This window comes from Litorivivens sp. (assembly GCF_057445395.1).
This window is the reverse complement of sequence record NZ_JBVBUV010000086.1, coordinates 1-14654: the sequence shown is the minus strand read 5'-3', so window position 1 is coordinate 14654 and position 14654 is coordinate 1. Positions and strand designations below refer to the sequence as shown.

General features: G+C 56.3%; 12 protein-coding genes. 8 read left to right on the top strand and 4 right to left on the bottom strand.

Translation table 11 applies throughout. The annotated features are described in order from the left end of the window. The 5 genes from AC222A_RS16975 to ilvD all read left to right on the top strand — a co-directional run. The coding region (locus AC222A_RS16975) for a hypothetical protein (protein ID WP_486775310.1) at nucleotides 1-191 on the top strand (191 nt) is incomplete at its 5' end. Then, nucleotides 188-1456, top strand: coding sequence for a transcription termination factor Rho (rho, locus tag AC222A_RS16970; RefSeq protein WP_486775309.1), 1269 nt, complete (start codon nucleotides 188-190; stop codon nucleotides 1454-1456). The genes AC222A_RS16975 and rho, both read left to right, overlap by 4 nt. Before the next feature lie 126 nt (nucleotides 1457-1582). Beyond that, a complete protein-coding gene (gene ubiD, locus AC222A_RS16965) occupies nucleotides 1583-3058 on the top strand; it encodes a 4-hydroxy-3-polyprenylbenzoate decarboxylase (protein ID WP_372782183.1) in 1476 nt (491 codons plus the stop codon). Between the two features lie 14 nt (nucleotides 3059-3072). Then, complete coding sequence (gene hemW / locus AC222A_RS16960; protein ID WP_372749242.1) at nucleotides 3073-4206, top strand: radical SAM family heme chaperone HemW; 1134 nt, start codon at nucleotides 3073-3075, stop codon at nucleotides 4204-4206. A 94-nt stretch (nucleotides 4207-4300) separates the two neighbouring features. After that, on the top strand, nucleotides 4301-6148 hold the full coding sequence (ilvD, locus tag AC222A_RS16955) for a dihydroxy-acid dehydratase (protein WP_372758386.1): 1848 nt from the start codon (nucleotides 4301-4303) through the stop codon (nucleotides 6146-6148). 153 nt (nucleotides 6149-6301) lie between these two features. Here ilvD and AC222A_RS16950 read toward each other — a convergent pair whose 3' ends face one another. Beyond that, nucleotides 6302-6742 (bottom strand): nuclear transport factor 2 family protein, encoded by a 441-nt coding sequence (locus AC222A_RS16950; protein WP_372749071.1) that lies wholly within the window; start codon nucleotides 6740-6742, stop codon nucleotides 6302-6304. Between the two features lie 36 nt (nucleotides 6743-6778). Continuing rightward, the gene (locus AC222A_RS16945) at nucleotides 6779-8809 is read right to left on the bottom strand and encodes an FAD-dependent oxidoreductase (RefSeq protein ID WP_372796782.1); all 2031 of its coding nucleotides are present in this window, start codon (nucleotides 8807-8809) and stop codon (nucleotides 6779-6781) included. A 116-nt stretch (nucleotides 8810-8925) separates the two neighbouring features. On the opposite strand from AC222A_RS16945, the gene AC222A_RS16940 reads away from it, so the two are divergent. Then, nucleotides 8926-9462 (top strand): PadR family transcriptional regulator, encoded by a 537-nt coding sequence (locus AC222A_RS16940; protein ID WP_372749073.1) that lies wholly within the window; start codon nucleotides 8926-8928, stop codon nucleotides 9460-9462. Nucleotides 9463-9464: 2 nt separating this feature from the next. Here the strand turns inward: AC222A_RS16940 and AC222A_RS16935 are convergent, their stop codons facing one another. Then, nucleotides 9465-11093: an NAD+ synthase gene (locus AC222A_RS16935; RefSeq protein ID WP_372749074.1), complete on the bottom strand. Its 1629-nt coding sequence runs from the start codon at nucleotides 11091-11093 to the stop codon at nucleotides 9465-9467. 109 nt (nucleotides 11094-11202) lie between these two features. Between AC222A_RS16935 and AC222A_RS16930 the strand changes: the two genes are divergently transcribed. Both AC222A_RS16930 and AC222A_RS16925 read left to right on the top strand, forming a co-directional pair. After that, on the top strand, nucleotides 11203-12894 hold the full coding sequence (locus AC222A_RS16930; protein ID WP_486775308.1) for a sensor histidine kinase: 1692 nt from the start codon (nucleotides 11203-11205) through the stop codon (nucleotides 12892-12894). A 17-nt stretch (nucleotides 12895-12911) separates the two neighbouring features. Beyond that, nucleotides 12912-14258 carry a sigma-54-dependent transcriptional regulator gene (locus AC222A_RS16925; RefSeq protein ID WP_372764911.1) on the top strand — a complete coding sequence of 449 codons (1347 nt, stop codon included), beginning with the start codon at nucleotides 12912-12914 and terminating at the stop codon, nucleotides 14256-14258. Between the two features lie 52 nt (nucleotides 14259-14310). Here AC222A_RS16925 and AC222A_RS16920 read toward each other — a convergent pair. Further along, nucleotides 14311-14654 (bottom strand): 2,4'-dihydroxyacetophenone dioxygenase family protein (locus AC222A_RS16920; protein WP_486775307.1); only part of this gene is annotated, 344 nt, incomplete at its 5' end.

Below are 14654 nucleotides of genomic sequence, written 5' to 3'. Positions count from 1 at the left end.
ACCTGATCAAGCGGCCTATCGACCCAAAAGCAGGCCCAAAACCTGTAGCCCTTGATACCAACCTTTTAATTTCGCTTCTTTATACTATTTTTTGTATTTGGCCCTTTTTTGTATTTGACCCTGCGCTCACACATCGTGTGTCCTGCAAGCCGCCTAAACCCAATTCAATAATCATTCCCAAAATCCTATGAACCTGACCGATTTAAAAACCAAATCAACCCAAGAACTATTAGACATTGCCAACGAAATTGGCCTCGACAATGTCGCCCGCTCGCGCAAGCAGGACATTATCTTCGCCATCCTCACGCGACACGCAAAGAGCGGTGAAGATATCTACGGCGACGGGGTACTGGAAATTCTGCAGGACGGTTTTGGTTTTCTGCGTAGCGCAGACTGCTCTTACCTGGCGGGCCCGGATGACATTTATGTGTCACCCAGCCAGATTCGCCGCTTCAACCTGCGAACTGGCGACACGATCGCGGGCAAGATTCGCCCACCCAAAGAAGGTGAGCGCTATTTCGCCCTGCTCAAGGTCAGCGATGTAAACTTCACCAAACCTGAGCAAAGCAAAAACAAAGTCCTCTTCGAAAACCTCACCCCCCTCTTCCCCAACGAACGCCTGATTCTTGAAGCCGGTAACGGCTCCACTGAAGACCTTACGGGTCGCATCATCGATTTGTGCGCTCCTATCGGGAAAGGACAGCGTGGCTTGATCGTAGCACCGCCGAAAGCAGGTAAAACGCTGATGCTGCAGAACATCGCCAACGCGATAATCCGCAACAATCCAGAGTGTTATGTCATTGTTCTGCTCATTGACGAGCGCCCGGAAGAAGTCACCGAGATGCAGCGTTCGGTTGGCATTAAAGGTGCTGAAGTGGTTGCCTCGACCTTTGACGAACCGCCCTCGCGACACGTGCAGGTAGCGGAAATGGTTATCGAAAAAGCCAAGCGCCTGGTTGAGCATAAACGCGATGTGGTGATTCTGCTCGACTCTATCACCCGCCTGGCCCGCGCCTACAACACGATCGTACCCAGCTCAGGCAAGGTACTGACTGGTGGTGTCGACGCCCATGCACTGGAGCGCCCCAAACGCTTTTTCGGTGCCGCGCGTAATGTGGAAGAAGGCGGCAGCCTCTCCATTATCGCCACCGCGCTGATCGATACCGGATCCAAAATGGACGAGGTTATCTACGAAGAGTTCAAGGGCACCGGCAACATGGAACTCCACCTTGACCGCAAGATCGCGGAAAAGCGTGTTTATCCGGCCATTAACATCCGCCGCTCCGGTACCCGCCGCGAAGAACTTCTTACCGGCGAAGACGAACTGCAGCGCATGTGGATTCTGCGCAAACTGCTGCATGGCATGGAAGATACACCGGCCGTTGAGTTCCTGCTGGACAAACTGAAAGACACCAAGACCAACAACGACTTTTTTGATTCGATGAAGCGCAAGTAACGCCACGATATCTGTGGTGTTACTCAGGCTACGGTGGGAGCGGGCCTTGCCCGCGAACCCCACCGCAGTGCGGCAAAATTCGCGAGCACAGCCCGCTCCCAAAACACACGTCACACAGCACAGCCAATGAAATACGCCGATCTCAGAGACTTCATTGCCCACCTCGAAGCCATCGGTGAGCTAAAGCGCATTACCCACCCAGTCGATCCAAAACTGGAGATGACGGAAATCTGCGATCGGGTTTTGCGCGCCGGCGGCCCTGCGCTGCTGTTTGAAAACCCTATTGGCTTTTCCATGCCCGTGCTCGCCAATCTGTTTGGCACCGAAAAGCGCGTAGCGCTTGGCATGGGCCAGGAATCCATTTCTGCATTAAGCGAAGTGGGCGAAGTACTCGCGTTTCTGCGCCAGCCCGATCCACCCAAGGGGTTGCGCGACGCTTGGAACAAAGCTCCCATTTTCAAACAAGTGTTGAATATGGCGCCCAAGCAACTACGCAGCGCCCCCTGCCAAGATATCGTGCTGGAAGGCGATGCGGTTGATCTCAACCAAATTCCGATTCAAACCTGCTGGCCGGACGATGCCGCACCACTGGTAACCTGGCCGCTGGTAATTACTCGCGGACCCAACAAAGAGCGGCAGAATCTCGGCATTTATCGTATGCAACTGATCGGCCGCAACAAGCTGATCATGCGCTGGCTGTCGCATCGCGGCGGCGCGCTGGATTTTCAGGAATTCAAGGCACTGCACCCCGGTGAAAACTATCCGGTTTCGGTTGCTCTTGGCGCCGACCCTGCCACCGTGCTCGGCGCAGTGACCCCAGTACCCGACACCATCAGCGAATACGGCTTTGCCGGCTTGTTGCGCGGTTCAAAAACCGAAGTCGTTAAATCGCTTAGCAATGACCTGCAGGTTCCCGCCAGCGCCGAAATCATTCTCGAAGGCTACATTGCACCGGATGAAATGGCCGACGAAGGCCCCTTTGGGGACCATACTGGGTACTACAATGAAGTAGAGCGCTTTCCGGTGTTTACCGTGACGCATATTACGCACCGGCCGAATCCGATTTATCACAGCACCTATACCGGCCGCCCACCGGATGAACCGGCCGTCCTAGGGCTGGCACTGAACGAAGTGTTTGTACCGATTATCAAGCGACAGTTTCCTGAAATCGTAGACTTTTATCTGCCGCCAGAAGGGTGCTCCTATCGCATGGCGGTGGTCACCATGAAGAAGCAATATCCGGGTCATGCCAAACGCGTGATGTTTGGCGTGTGGTCCTTCCTGCGCCAGTTTATGTACACAAAGTTTGTGATTGTCACAGACGATGACGTAAACGCCCGCGATTGGAACGATGTAATCTGGGCCATGACCACGCGCATGGACCCGGCCCGCGATACCGTACTGGTGGAAAACACGCCTATCGATTACCTGGATTTCGCCTCTCCGGTTTCCGGTCTCGGCTCCAAGATGGGGATGGACGCCACCAACAAGTGGGAAGGCGAGACTGATCGGGAGTGGGGACGACCGATTGTGATGAACGATGAGGTAAAACAGCGGGTAGATGCCATGTGGAAAGATCTGGGCCTGTCGACAGACAGCTGAATTTGCCCAAACCCATGACACTGCCACCGCTCGCCCTCTACCTTCATATTCCATGGTGCATTCGCAAATGTCCCTATTGCGACTTCAATTCTCACGAGCAAAAGCAAGCTCTGCCTGAAGCGTCGTACATCGATGCCCTGCTGGAAGATCTGAACCACGATCTCGAGTTTGTTCAAGACCGTCCGATTCACTCGGTGTTTATCGGCGGTGGCACGCCCAGCCTGTTTTCCGCTCAAGCTTACGACACCTTGTTTCGTGCCTTACGCACTAAGCTTTCATTCAGCGATGACTGTGAAATCACGCTGGAAGCCAACCCCGGCACCTTCGAGCAGGAAAAGTTTGAGGGTTACCGCGCAGCTGGTATTAACCGACTGTCATTGGGCGTGCAGAGCTTTCAGGATGTGCAGCTGGAAAAACTGGGGCGCATTCACAGCAGCAACGAAGCACAGCATGCGATTGCCAGCGCTCAGGCAGTTGGCTTTGACCGCATTAACGTCGACCTGATGCACGGCCTGCCCGAGCAAACCACTCGCGACGCACTGGACGATATCAGCCGCGCCCTCGACAGCGGCGTCAGCCACCTGTCTTGGTACCAGCTGACCATTGAACCCAACACCCACTTTTACAACGCACCACCCACCCTGCCAGTGGAGGATACGCTCGCCGATATTCAGCAGGCCGGCCAGAGGCTCATCGCAGGCCGGGGCTTGCAGCAGTATGAGGTATCTGCCTATGCCGCGCCCGGCGAAGAAAGCCGTCACAACCTGAACTACTGGCAGTTTGGCGATTACCTCGCCCTGGGTGCCGGTGCTCACGGCAAAGTCACTCGCAATGGCAGTATTACTCGCTACCAAAAGACCCGCCTGCCAGATCATTACTTGCAGCGCGCCGGTTCGCGCACAGCACAATCGCAAGATATCGCGGCCGCTGATCTGCCCTTTGAATTCGCTATGAATGCACTGCGCTTGAATCACGGCTTTGCCCTGTCTCTGTTCAGCTTACGCACCGGCCTGGATCCAACATCAATAATGCCGATCATCGACAGACTCTGCGCGCTGGAACTACTGGAATGCCGCAATGAGCAGGTACACTGCACAGCGCTCGGCCAGCGATATCTGAACGATGTGGTCGCTCACTTCCTACCGTGATTGACGCATCTTCGCCCCTGATTGCCTGGGGCCAGCTGTGGTAAACTTACTCTCCAGATTTTCAACCAACATTTTTCAACGACAGGTGTAGAACATGGCTGATTTCCGGTCGAAAACCTCAACCGCCGGACGCAATATGGCTGGCGCCCGTGCCCTGTGGCGCGCAACGGGCATGAAAGACGAAGATTTCCAGAAGCCGATAATCGCGGTCGCCAACTCTTTTACCCAATTTGTACCCGGACACGTTCACCTGAAAGATATGGGTCAGCTGGTTGCCCGCGAAATCGAACGAGCCGGTGGCGTCGCCAAGGAATTCAACACCATTGCGGTGGACGACGGTATCGCCATGGGCCACGACGGCATGCTCTACAGCCTGCCCTCACGCGACCTGATCGCCGATTCGGTGGAATACATGGTCAACGCCCACTGCGCCGATGCGCTGGTGTGCATTTCCAACTGCGACAAAATCACGCCCGGAATGCTTAACGCCGCCATGCGTCTGAACATTCCGGTGATCTTTGTTTCCGGCGGCCCCATGGAAGCTGGTAAAACCAAACTGGCCGACCACGGCCTGGATCTGGTCGACGCCATGGTCATTGCTGCCGACAGCAGCGTCAGCGATGAAGTGGTTGCCGAATACGAGCGCTCCGCCTGCCCGACCTGTGGTTCCTGCTCCGGCATGTTTACCGCCAATTCCATGAACTGTCTGACTGAGGCGCTGGGCCTATCTCTGCCCGGCAACGGCTCACTGCTGGCCACCCACGCGGATCGTCGCGAACTGTTCCTGGAAGCGGGACGTCGCATTGTCGATCTGGCCATGCGCTTTTACCGAGACAACGACGCCTCGGTTCTGCCGCGCAATATTGGCAGCTTCAAAGCATTTGAAAATGCAATGAGCCTCGATATCGCCATGGGCGGCTCCACCAACACTATTCTCCACTTGCTTGCTGCTGCGCAGGAAGCAGAGCTGGAATTCACCATGCAGGACATTGACCGCTTGTCGCGCAAGGTTCCGCAATTGTGCAAGGTGGCTCCCAACACCCAGAAATACCACATGGAAGACGTGCACCGCGCCGGCGGCGTGGTTGGTATTTTGTCAGAACTGCACCGCGCCGGCCTGCTGCACGGCGACTGTCCTACCGTACACAGCGCCACTATGGCTGAAGGCCTGGCAAAGTGGGACATCACAACCACCCAGGACGAAGCCGTAAAAACCTTTTACAAGGCAGGCCCCGCTGGCATCCCCACTCAGGAAGCTTTTAGCCAGAGCACCCGCTGGCCAAGTGTGGACAGCGACCGCGCCAACGGTTGTATTCGTTCATTGGAAAACGCCTTCTCGCTTGAAGGTGGTCTTGCGGTACTGTTTGGCAATATCGCGGAAAACGGCTGCGTGGTTAAAACTTCAGGCGTGGATGACAGCATTCTGGTGTTTGAAGGCCCAGCCCATATCTGCGAAAGCCAGGAAGATGCCGTCAGCGATATTCTCGCGGACAAGGTCAAAGCTGGCGACGTGGTCATTGTGCGCTACGAAGGCCCCAAAGGCGGCCCGGGCATGCAGGAAATGCTGTATCCGACCAGCTATATAAAGTCCAAAGGGCTAGGCAAAGCCTGCGCACTGTTAACGGATGGTCGCTTTTCCGGCGGCACCTCTGGCCTGTCTATCGGTCACGCATCACCCGAAGCAGCAGCGGGCGGCGCCATCGCGCTGGTAGAACAGGGCGACATCATCAAGATCGATATTCCCAACCGCACCATCAATGTGGACCTCAGCGATACTGAACTGGCCGAGCGCCGCAAAGCGATGGAAGCCAAAGGCGACGCCGCGTGGAAGCCGGTGAAACCGCGCCCGCGCAAAGTTTCCACCGCCCTGAAGGCCTACGCCATGATGGCAACCAGTGCCGACCGCGGCGCGGTGCGCGATCTGGATCAGATAACTCGCTAGGCCCACGCTGAACGAAACCGGCAACAAAGGCACACTACGGTGTGCCTTTTTTTATGGCGCTACGTAAACCCAGGTAGATAGGCTTTAGTTTAGGTGCTCGTGAATACCGCTACATATCGATTGCTGAAGCACACTACATTACGTTTAGCGTTTTTATTTACGCACTTTAAACGACGGCAGCTTATCCCCGATACGCGCCGCCATTGCAGCACCCAAGGCCTGCAGACCATTGAAAGGTCGGATCATCACTTCAAAATCCGTAATCAGACCCTGCTCGTCAAAGCGGATCATGTCGATCCCCTTTACCGAACGGTCGCCGACATCGGCACTGAATTCCAGCACCACATTGAGCCCATCGTCGCTGGCAAACTGGCGGTGATAGGTTAAGTTTTCAAACACCGTTATCACCGTGCTGAGCGCCATCACCAGCGCCTCGGCCGGTGCATACGGGTTGATTGACATGGGCGACCGGAAAGTTGCCTCCGGGTGCACAATACTCTCAAGGGCCTTCAGGTCGGCCCGCTCAACCATGTCATGCCAAGTGGTCAAAGACTGCGCCACCGCGGGGTGCAAATTTTCTGGAATGTCCAACACCGCACTCTCCTCAATCAAGAATAATAGACGGGGCGCTTACAGCGCCGCCGCCAGGGTAGTGCCCTGCCAAATAGCCCGCTTGGCGTCCAGCTCCGCCGCCACATCAGCGCCACCAATCACATGCACCTTCAGACCAGCCGCTTCAAGTTCATCAGCCAGTTGACGCTGCGGTTCCTGACCGGCGCAAATCACAACGGTGTCTACCGGCAAGACCGATTCACCGTCAGCGGTTTCAATATGCAGGCCGTCATCATCAATGCGGCGATAGGACACACCTGGGGCCATCTGCACACCCTTGGCCGCCAACGAACGGCGATGTATCCAACCCGTCGTCGTGCCCAGCTGCGCACCCACCTTGCTAGCCTTGCGCTGCAGCAAATGCAGGCTCTTGGCCGCCGGAGTCACGTCTGCGGCTTTCAGGCCTCCGGCCTCTACGTAGTCGGTATCCACGCCCCATTCGCGGAAAAAGGTCTCGACGTAGTCGCTGGGGTCATTGCCAGCATCCCCCCGGTGCGCGAGATATTCCGCCACATCAAAACCAATACCACCGGCACCCACAATCGCCACAGAGTCGCCAACCTGTACGCGATCATTCAGCACGTCGAGATAGCTGACAACTTTCGGGTGATCAATGCCGGGAATAGCGGGAGTGCGCGGTAAAATTCCTGTCGCAATGACGATGTCATCGAAACCACCAGCTTCCAGATCAGAAGAGCTAACACGAACACCAAGGCGCAACTCGATACCAAGAAGTTCGATCTGGCGTCGGAAATAACGCAAGGTTTCGCTGAATTCGTCTTTACCGGGAATGCGCCTGGCGATATTAAATTGCCCGCCGATATCCGCATCCGCATCAAATAGCGTCACGCGATGCCCACGCTCTGCTGCACTAACCGCACAACTCAACCCGGCAGGACCTGCGCCAACAATCGCGACATGCCGCGACTGCTCTACCGGCTCCAATTTCAGCTCAGTTTCATGACAGGCGCGCGGGTTTACCAAGCATGAGGTAATCTTGCCCGAGAAGGTATGGTCGAGACAGGCCTGATTACAGCCAATGCAGGTGTTGATCTCATCGGCCCGCCCCTCGCGCGCTTTGCGAACAAACTGCGAGTCTGCCAGAAACGGTCGTGCCATCGACACCATGTTACAGCTGCCATCTGCCAACAACTGTTCCGCCACCTCCGGCGTGTTGATTCGGTTGCTCGCCACCACCGGGATGCTGACCTCACCCATCAGGCGCCGTGTTACCCAAGAAAACGCCCCACGGGGCACCTTGGTGGCAATCGTGGGAACCCGCGCTTCGTGCCAACCTATCCCGCTGTTCAGTATGGTGGCCCCGGCCGCTTCAATGGCGCGCGCCAACTGCACCACTTCGTCCCAACTGGAACCGCCCTCCACGAGATCCAGCATGGACAGTCGATAGATGATGATAAAGTTCGGGCCTACTCGCTCTCGCACTCGCCGCACAATCTCCAGCGGGAACCGTATACGGTTCTCATAACTTCCGCCCCAGCGGTCATCGCGCTTGTTGGTGCGCTGCACGATAAATTCGTTAATCAGGTAGCCTTCCGACCCCATGATCTCAACACCGTCGTAACCCGCGTACTGGGCCAAAGCAGCGCAGTTCACGTAGTCCTCGATGGTTTTTTCAACTTCATCGTCGGTCAGCGCATGGGGTGTGGCGCTATTGATCGGCGCCCGAATCGCGCTGGGCGCCACCAGGTCCTGATGATAGGCATAGCGGCCGAAGTGCAGGATCTGCATAGCAATTTTGCCACCGGCGTCGTGCACCGCCGATGTAATGATGCGGTGCTCGTCGGCTTCGGCTTCGGTGGTGAGTTTGGCGCCGCCGGGCAATGGCCGTCCCTCGTCATTCGGCGCAATACCGCCGGTAACCATTAAGCCCACTTCGCCGCGCGCCCGCTCCGCATAAAACGCGGCCATGCGCTCAAAACCGTGTTCTGCTTCTTCTAAACCCACATGCATGGAGCCCATCAATACGGGATTGCGCAGCGTGGTAAAACCAAGGTCCAGCGGGCGGGTAAGGTGAGGGTAGTGGGTCATGAGATCGCCTTTAATGCAACTAGTTGCAATTAATCCTACACCAATTGCAACCAGTTGCAAATAGTGCTGATTCAGGCACACTTTACCTCTGCAATGCACCCCACCCGGATTCCGACATGTCGCTGCGCCACGCCCTGCTGACCGCCCTAATTGAAAAGCCTGCATCGGGCCTTGATCTCGCCAAGCGTTTTGACCGCTCCATCGGCTATTTCTGGAGCGCCACCCATCAGCAGATTTACAAAGAGCTAGGCCGTATGGAGAGCGACGGGCTGATTGAATCCACCCCGGAAGAGAACGCGCGCGGGGTCAAGAAAATCCACCGGGTGCTAGGCAAAGGACGCCAGGAATTGAAACGCTGGGTGGCTGAATGTGGCGAGCCAGCGCCGCTGCGTGACCCCCTGATGGTGCGTCTGCGAGCAGAAGGCGCGATAGGCCCTGCCGGGCTTGCCAAGTCGCTACAGGCACTGCGCGAAGAACATGTTGCCAAGCGTGCTCTGTATCAAGAATTTGAAGCTCGTGATTTCAGCAAGGCACCGTCAGACCGGGCAGCAGCCTTGCGCCACGTGGTGCTCAAGGCCGGGCTAAAACACGAAAATTACTGGATAGAAGTGCTGGACGAGGCCCTCTCGGTACTCGCCCAGGATGATGATTAGCGCTATACGCCCGCTTTCCAGCGGTTGGTGATGGGATAGCGCCGGTCACGACCAAAACCGCGCTGGGTGATACGTGTACCGATTGGCGCCTGGCGGCGCTTGTATTCATTGATGTCTACCAGCCGCACCACCCGTTCCACCTCGGCGCGATCAAACCCCATCGCAATGATAGATTCGGCACTTTCATCGCGCTCGATGTAGTGCTCAAGAATCTGGTCCAGGATTTCATAGGGAGGCAGCGAATCTTCGTCTTTCTGATCTGGCGCCAGTTCAGCTGACGGGGGCCGGTCGATCACCCGCTGGGGAATGGCCGGCGACAGCGTATTGCGGTAACGCGACAGTGCAAATACACGCTGTTTTGACACATCCTTCAACACATCGAACCCTCCCGCCATATCGCCATAGAGGGTCGAGTAACCTACTGCCATCTCACTTTTATTGCCCGTTGTCAGTACCAGATAGCCCTTCTTGTTGGAGATGGCCATCAGCAACACACCGCGAATCCTCGCCTGCATGTTTTCCTCAGTGGTGTCACGTTTGAGGCCTGCAAACTCGTCACTGAGAGCTTCGGTAAAGGCATCAAACATTGGCTCAATGGAAATCACCTTGTAGGTCACCCCCAAAGTCTCCGCCTCTTTGGCCGCGTCTTCCAGACTCATACTGGAGGTGTACTTGAACGGCATCATCACGGCTTCGACCCGCTCGGCACCCAGCGCATCCACCGCAATTGCCAGCGTCAATGCCGAATCGATGCCACCGGACAGACCGAGGACAACACCCTTGAATCCATTTTTGTTCACATAGTCGCGCACGCCAACCACCAACGCATCGTAGATGGTGGCGAGCTCGGCGGGCTGTTCAGCGAGATCTTCACGCCTCACCGTACAGCCGTCCGCTGTCTTCTCAAGCGTGACCGGCAGCAGCTCTTCATCAATATGATGAGCACGCGTACACACGCCACCCTGCGCATCCATTGCGAACGACCCGCCATCAAACACCAACTCATCCTGGGCGCCAACTTGATTCACGTACAGCACCGGCACCGAATTCTCAGCACAGCGCTTGCCCACCACCGCCTCGCGCTCGGCCTGCTTGCCGACGTGATAGGGCGAGGCATTCAGATTCACAATCACTTGTGCACCAGCGGCAACAGCTTTCGCCGCCGGTTCCGGTGACCAGATATCCTCACAGACGGTGACCCCAAAGCGCAGCCCTTTCAATTCAAAAACCGTCGCACCCTCGCCCTCGGCGAAGTAACGCACTTCGTCAAAGACCCGATAATTGGGCAGTTTCTGCTTGCAGTAGGTGCTCTCTAGTTTGCCGTCTCGCAACAAAGCCGCTGCGTTATAGAGTCTGCCGCCACGATGCACCGGCAAACCTATCAACAGCGCTATCTGCTTCGAGGCCGGCAGCAACGCTTCCAGCGCGGCTTTCACACGAATTTCAAGACTGGGCCGCAGCAACAGATCTTCAGGCGGGTACCCGGTCAAGGCCAGTTCCGGAAAGACCACCAGATCGGCGCGCTGGGCAACAGCCTGCTCGGCAGCTTCGCGAATCCGCTCCCCATTGCCGGCAATATCACCAACCACCGTATTGATCTGCGCCATCACGACGCGCACTTCAGAGCTCATTTCTACTCCGCACCACACTCAATGAAAGCAGGCATTCTAGCAGAACTGGCTGATCGCATCCCGCGGCATGAGGCGGTACACTTAGGCCTTCTCACGCTAGGCACTTTCCATGCAGCATACCGCCGAGAATCGCCAGAACTGGGCTCTGCTCGTCATCTATTCGGGTTACCGCTCGCTGCTGGCATTAATCCTCACCATCATGTTTCTGCTTACTGCCGACGATCCGGTCGTGGGCAAACATGAACCGCTGGTGTTTATCACCACCGCCGGCGCGTTTTCGTGCTTCGCGGTGGTACTTCTTTTTTACCAACTGATCAGCGCGCGAGTCGGCAATTCGGCGCAGGTTTTTTCGGCCCTGTTGCTCGACATTCTGGCACTGGTATTGATCCACCACAGCTCGGCAGACGACGCTAACGGCATGGCTCTTTTGGTGATGCCCACGGTTGCCGCTGGCAACATGCTCCTGTCGGCCCGGCTAGGCACTCTGCTCGCCGCAATGGCGTCCATCACCGTGATTGCCGACAGCTTCTATCGGGTATTTTACGAACAGCAAAGCAGTGCCGAATTTGCCGGCGCCGGCCTGCTGGGCATGGCATTTTTCACCACCAGCCTAGCCGTGCAATACCTCTCGCGCCGCATTGTTTCAGCTCAGGCGCTGGCCGAAGCCCACGAGGCCGACGTGCAACAACTGCTGAAGATCAGCGAGCGCATTGTGCAAAACATGCGCACCGGCATTATGGTGCTGAGCCGCGATGGCATTATCCGCCTGATCAACGATGCTGCCGCCGAAATGGTGGGCATGAGCTACCGCAACAACCAGATGCCACAGCTTGCCCCTCTACCGCTACGCGAAGCACTTAAACAGGAGCAGCGCGAGCACACACAGGAAGAAACTGACGGCGAAATGGCTCACAACGGCGCGATACGCCAACGATCCATGGAAGCGCTACAGGCTGCACTGCACAGCGACCGCCGACAACACACCCAGTTTCGGATGCAGGAGTCAGGCCGCACTCTGCAGGTGCATCGAGCCAACCTGAGCGAAGACGATCAGGACACCGTGCTGCTATTCATCGAAGATGTCAGTCAGCTGGCGCAGCAGGCGCAGCAGATGAAACTCGCCTCTCTGGGTCAGTTCACTGCCAGTATTGCCCACGAAATCCGCAACCCGCTTGGTGCGATCAGCCATGCCGCCCAACTGCTGGCAGAATCTGAATCACTTGATGCCACCGACCAACGACTGATCGACATTGTGCAGCAGCAATCAGGTCGTATGAATAATATCATCGAGAATATTCTGCAGCTGTCACGGCGCAAAAACCCCCAACCTATGGCGTTTGACTTACACAACTGGCTGCACGAGTATTGCCGCGACTACGAGGCATCCACACCCGATGCCTGCACGCTTGCTGTGGCTGCAGAGGGCCAGCGTTTCACCGTCAACGTGGACCAGGATCAGCTGCATCAGCTGCTTACTGTTCTTGTGGACAACGGCCTGCGCTACAGTCATAAGGCTACCGGCGAGCGTCGTGTTGGCCTGTTTTTGCGTGACGCTCAAAGTCACCCGGCGCCTACTCTCGAGGTGATTGACGACGGTCCCGGTGTGAGCGAAGAATATGTCGAGCGCTTGTTTGAACCCTTTTTTACCACCGAGCCCCAAGGTACTGGCCTGGGGCTTTATATCTGCAAAGAGCTTTGTGAAGCCAACCAGATGAACATAACCTGGCTTCGCAACAATGACGGCAAGAGTTGCTTTCGGCTATCCTTCAGCCATCCCATGCGCCGTCACAGTATTGATTAAGGCCCAATCACGCCACTATGAAACATAACCCGATCCTCATTATTGACGACGAACCCGACATCCGTGAGCTGCTGGATTTGACACTAATGCGCATGGGTTACACCACGCACAGCGCTCAAAACCTCAAAGAAGCCTATCGCCTGCTTGACGCACATAACTTTGCCCTTTGCCTGACGGATATGAAGCTGCCCGACGGCAGCGGACTGGACATCATCAAACACTTGCAGGAAAGTCCGGTAGAGATACCTGTAGCGGTAATTACAGCCTTTGGCAGTGTCGAGCTGGCCACGGAATCACTCAAGGCCGGAGCTTTTGATTTCATCTCCAAGCCGATTGATCTGGATCGCCTGCGAACGCTGGTAAAAAACGCGGTTAGCCTCGAAAGCCAGGAAGCCGGTGCAGACCTCATGCAGAGCACCAGCCGTCTGATTGGCGAAACCCAGCATATGGTGTCACTGCGCAAACAGATTACTAAACTGAGCCGCAGCCTGGCACCGGTGTATATCAGCGGCGAATCCGGCAGCGGCAAGGAAGTGGTTGCGCGACTGATACACACCAGCGGCCCGCGCAGCGATGGCCCATTTGTGCCGGTGAACTGCGGCGCCATTCCATCCGAACTCATGGAAAGCGAATTCTTTGGCCACACCAAGGGCAGCTTTACCGGCGCCAGCAGCGATAAAGCCGGCCTGTTCGAAGCGGCCAATGGCGGCACACTGTTTCTCGACGAGATCGCTGATCTACCCCTGAATATGCAGGTCAAACTACTGCGCGCCATCCAGAACAAGAGCGTGCGCCCGATCGGATCCAACAAAGAAGTCAGCGTAGATGTTCGTTTGCTAAGCGCTACCCACAAAGACCTCGCACTGCAGGTTGAGGCAGGACACTTTCGTACCGACCTGTTCTATCGCATCAATGTTATCGAGGTAAAAGTGCCTGCTCTGCGCGAGCGCGTAGACGACATACCCCTGCTCGCCAACACCATCCTTGAGCGACTGTGCGCTGACTGGGGTATCGCCACCCCAACATTGACACCGGATGCTCTCGGCGCCCTCACCAGCTACGCCTTTCCCGGCAATGTGCGCGAACTGGAAAACATTCTGGAGCGCGCCGTCACTCTGTGTGACGACGACACCATTGACGTCGATGACCTGCAACTACCCAGCCCCAGCAATGGCATTGGCAGCACTCCCCAGAAAGGGATTGAAGCGGCCTTTGGCGACTTGGAGGGATACCTGCAGGATATTGAACGCGCCGCCATTGAAGCGGCGCTGGAGCACACTGGGGGCAATAAAACAGAAGCGGCGGAGTTACTGGGTTTAAGTTTTCGGCAGTTCCGCTATCGTGCGAAAAAGATTCTGGAATAGCCTTGTGCAAATCGTCAGTCGTCCGGAGTAAGACCACTGACGATTGTGCTTACTAGCCCTTTTTGTAGGGCTGCGCACCATTGACGATCAGATTCTCGTAGTTCTCGCCCATCGCATCACAGTACTTGGTGTAACCATCAAGAATGGCCGGCGCATCAATGACCGAGATGATATTGCCCTCGTCGTCCATATTGATATTGGCGCCGTAGATCGCGAACCAGACCTCCGTGGGCCCCTCCTGCTTTTCCGGCACCATCAGGGTGTGCACGGAACCGGCCGGTTCAAACAGGTAGGAGCCGGGCTTATTGACCTGCTCCGGGTACTCCTTGTAAAACCACTCACCCTTGAGGGTCACCGCAAAAACCGAGCCGGTATGGTAGTGCTTGTCGATGGCAA

Excerpts from the sequence above, each read along its gene's own strand:
- rho (WP_486775309.1), top strand. The coding sequence starts at position 188 with ATGAACCTGACCGATTTAAAAACCAAATCAACCCAAGAACTATTAGAC.
- AC222A_RS16940 (WP_372749073.1), top strand. The coding sequence starts at position 8,926 with ATGTCGCTGCGCCACGCCCTGCTGACCGCCCTAATTGAAAAGCCTGCA.
- AC222A_RS16925 (WP_372764911.1), top strand. The coding sequence starts at position 12,912 with ATGAAACATAACCCGATCCTCATTATTGACGACGAACCCGACATCCGT.
- hemW (WP_372749242.1), top strand. The coding sequence starts at position 3,073 with ATGACACTGCCACCGCTCGCCCTCTACCTTCATATTCCATGGTGCATT.
- AC222A_RS16935 (WP_372749074.1), bottom strand. The coding sequence starts at position 11,093 with ATGAGCTCTGAAGTGCGCGTCGTGATGGCGCAGATCAATACGGTGGTT.
- ubiD (WP_372782183.1), top strand. The coding sequence starts at position 1,583 with ATGAAATACGCCGATCTCAGAGACTTCATTGCCCACCTCGAAGCCATC.
- AC222A_RS16930 (WP_486775308.1), top strand. The coding sequence starts at position 11,203 with ATGCAGCATACCGCCGAGAATCGCCAGAACTGGGCTCTGCTCGTCATC.
- ilvD (WP_372758386.1), top strand. The coding sequence starts at position 4,301 with ATGGCTGATTTCCGGTCGAAAACCTCAACCGCCGGACGCAATATGGCT.
- AC222A_RS16945 (WP_372796782.1), bottom strand. The coding sequence starts at position 8,809 with ATGACCCACTACCCTCACCTTACCCGCCCGCTGGACCTTGGTTTTACC.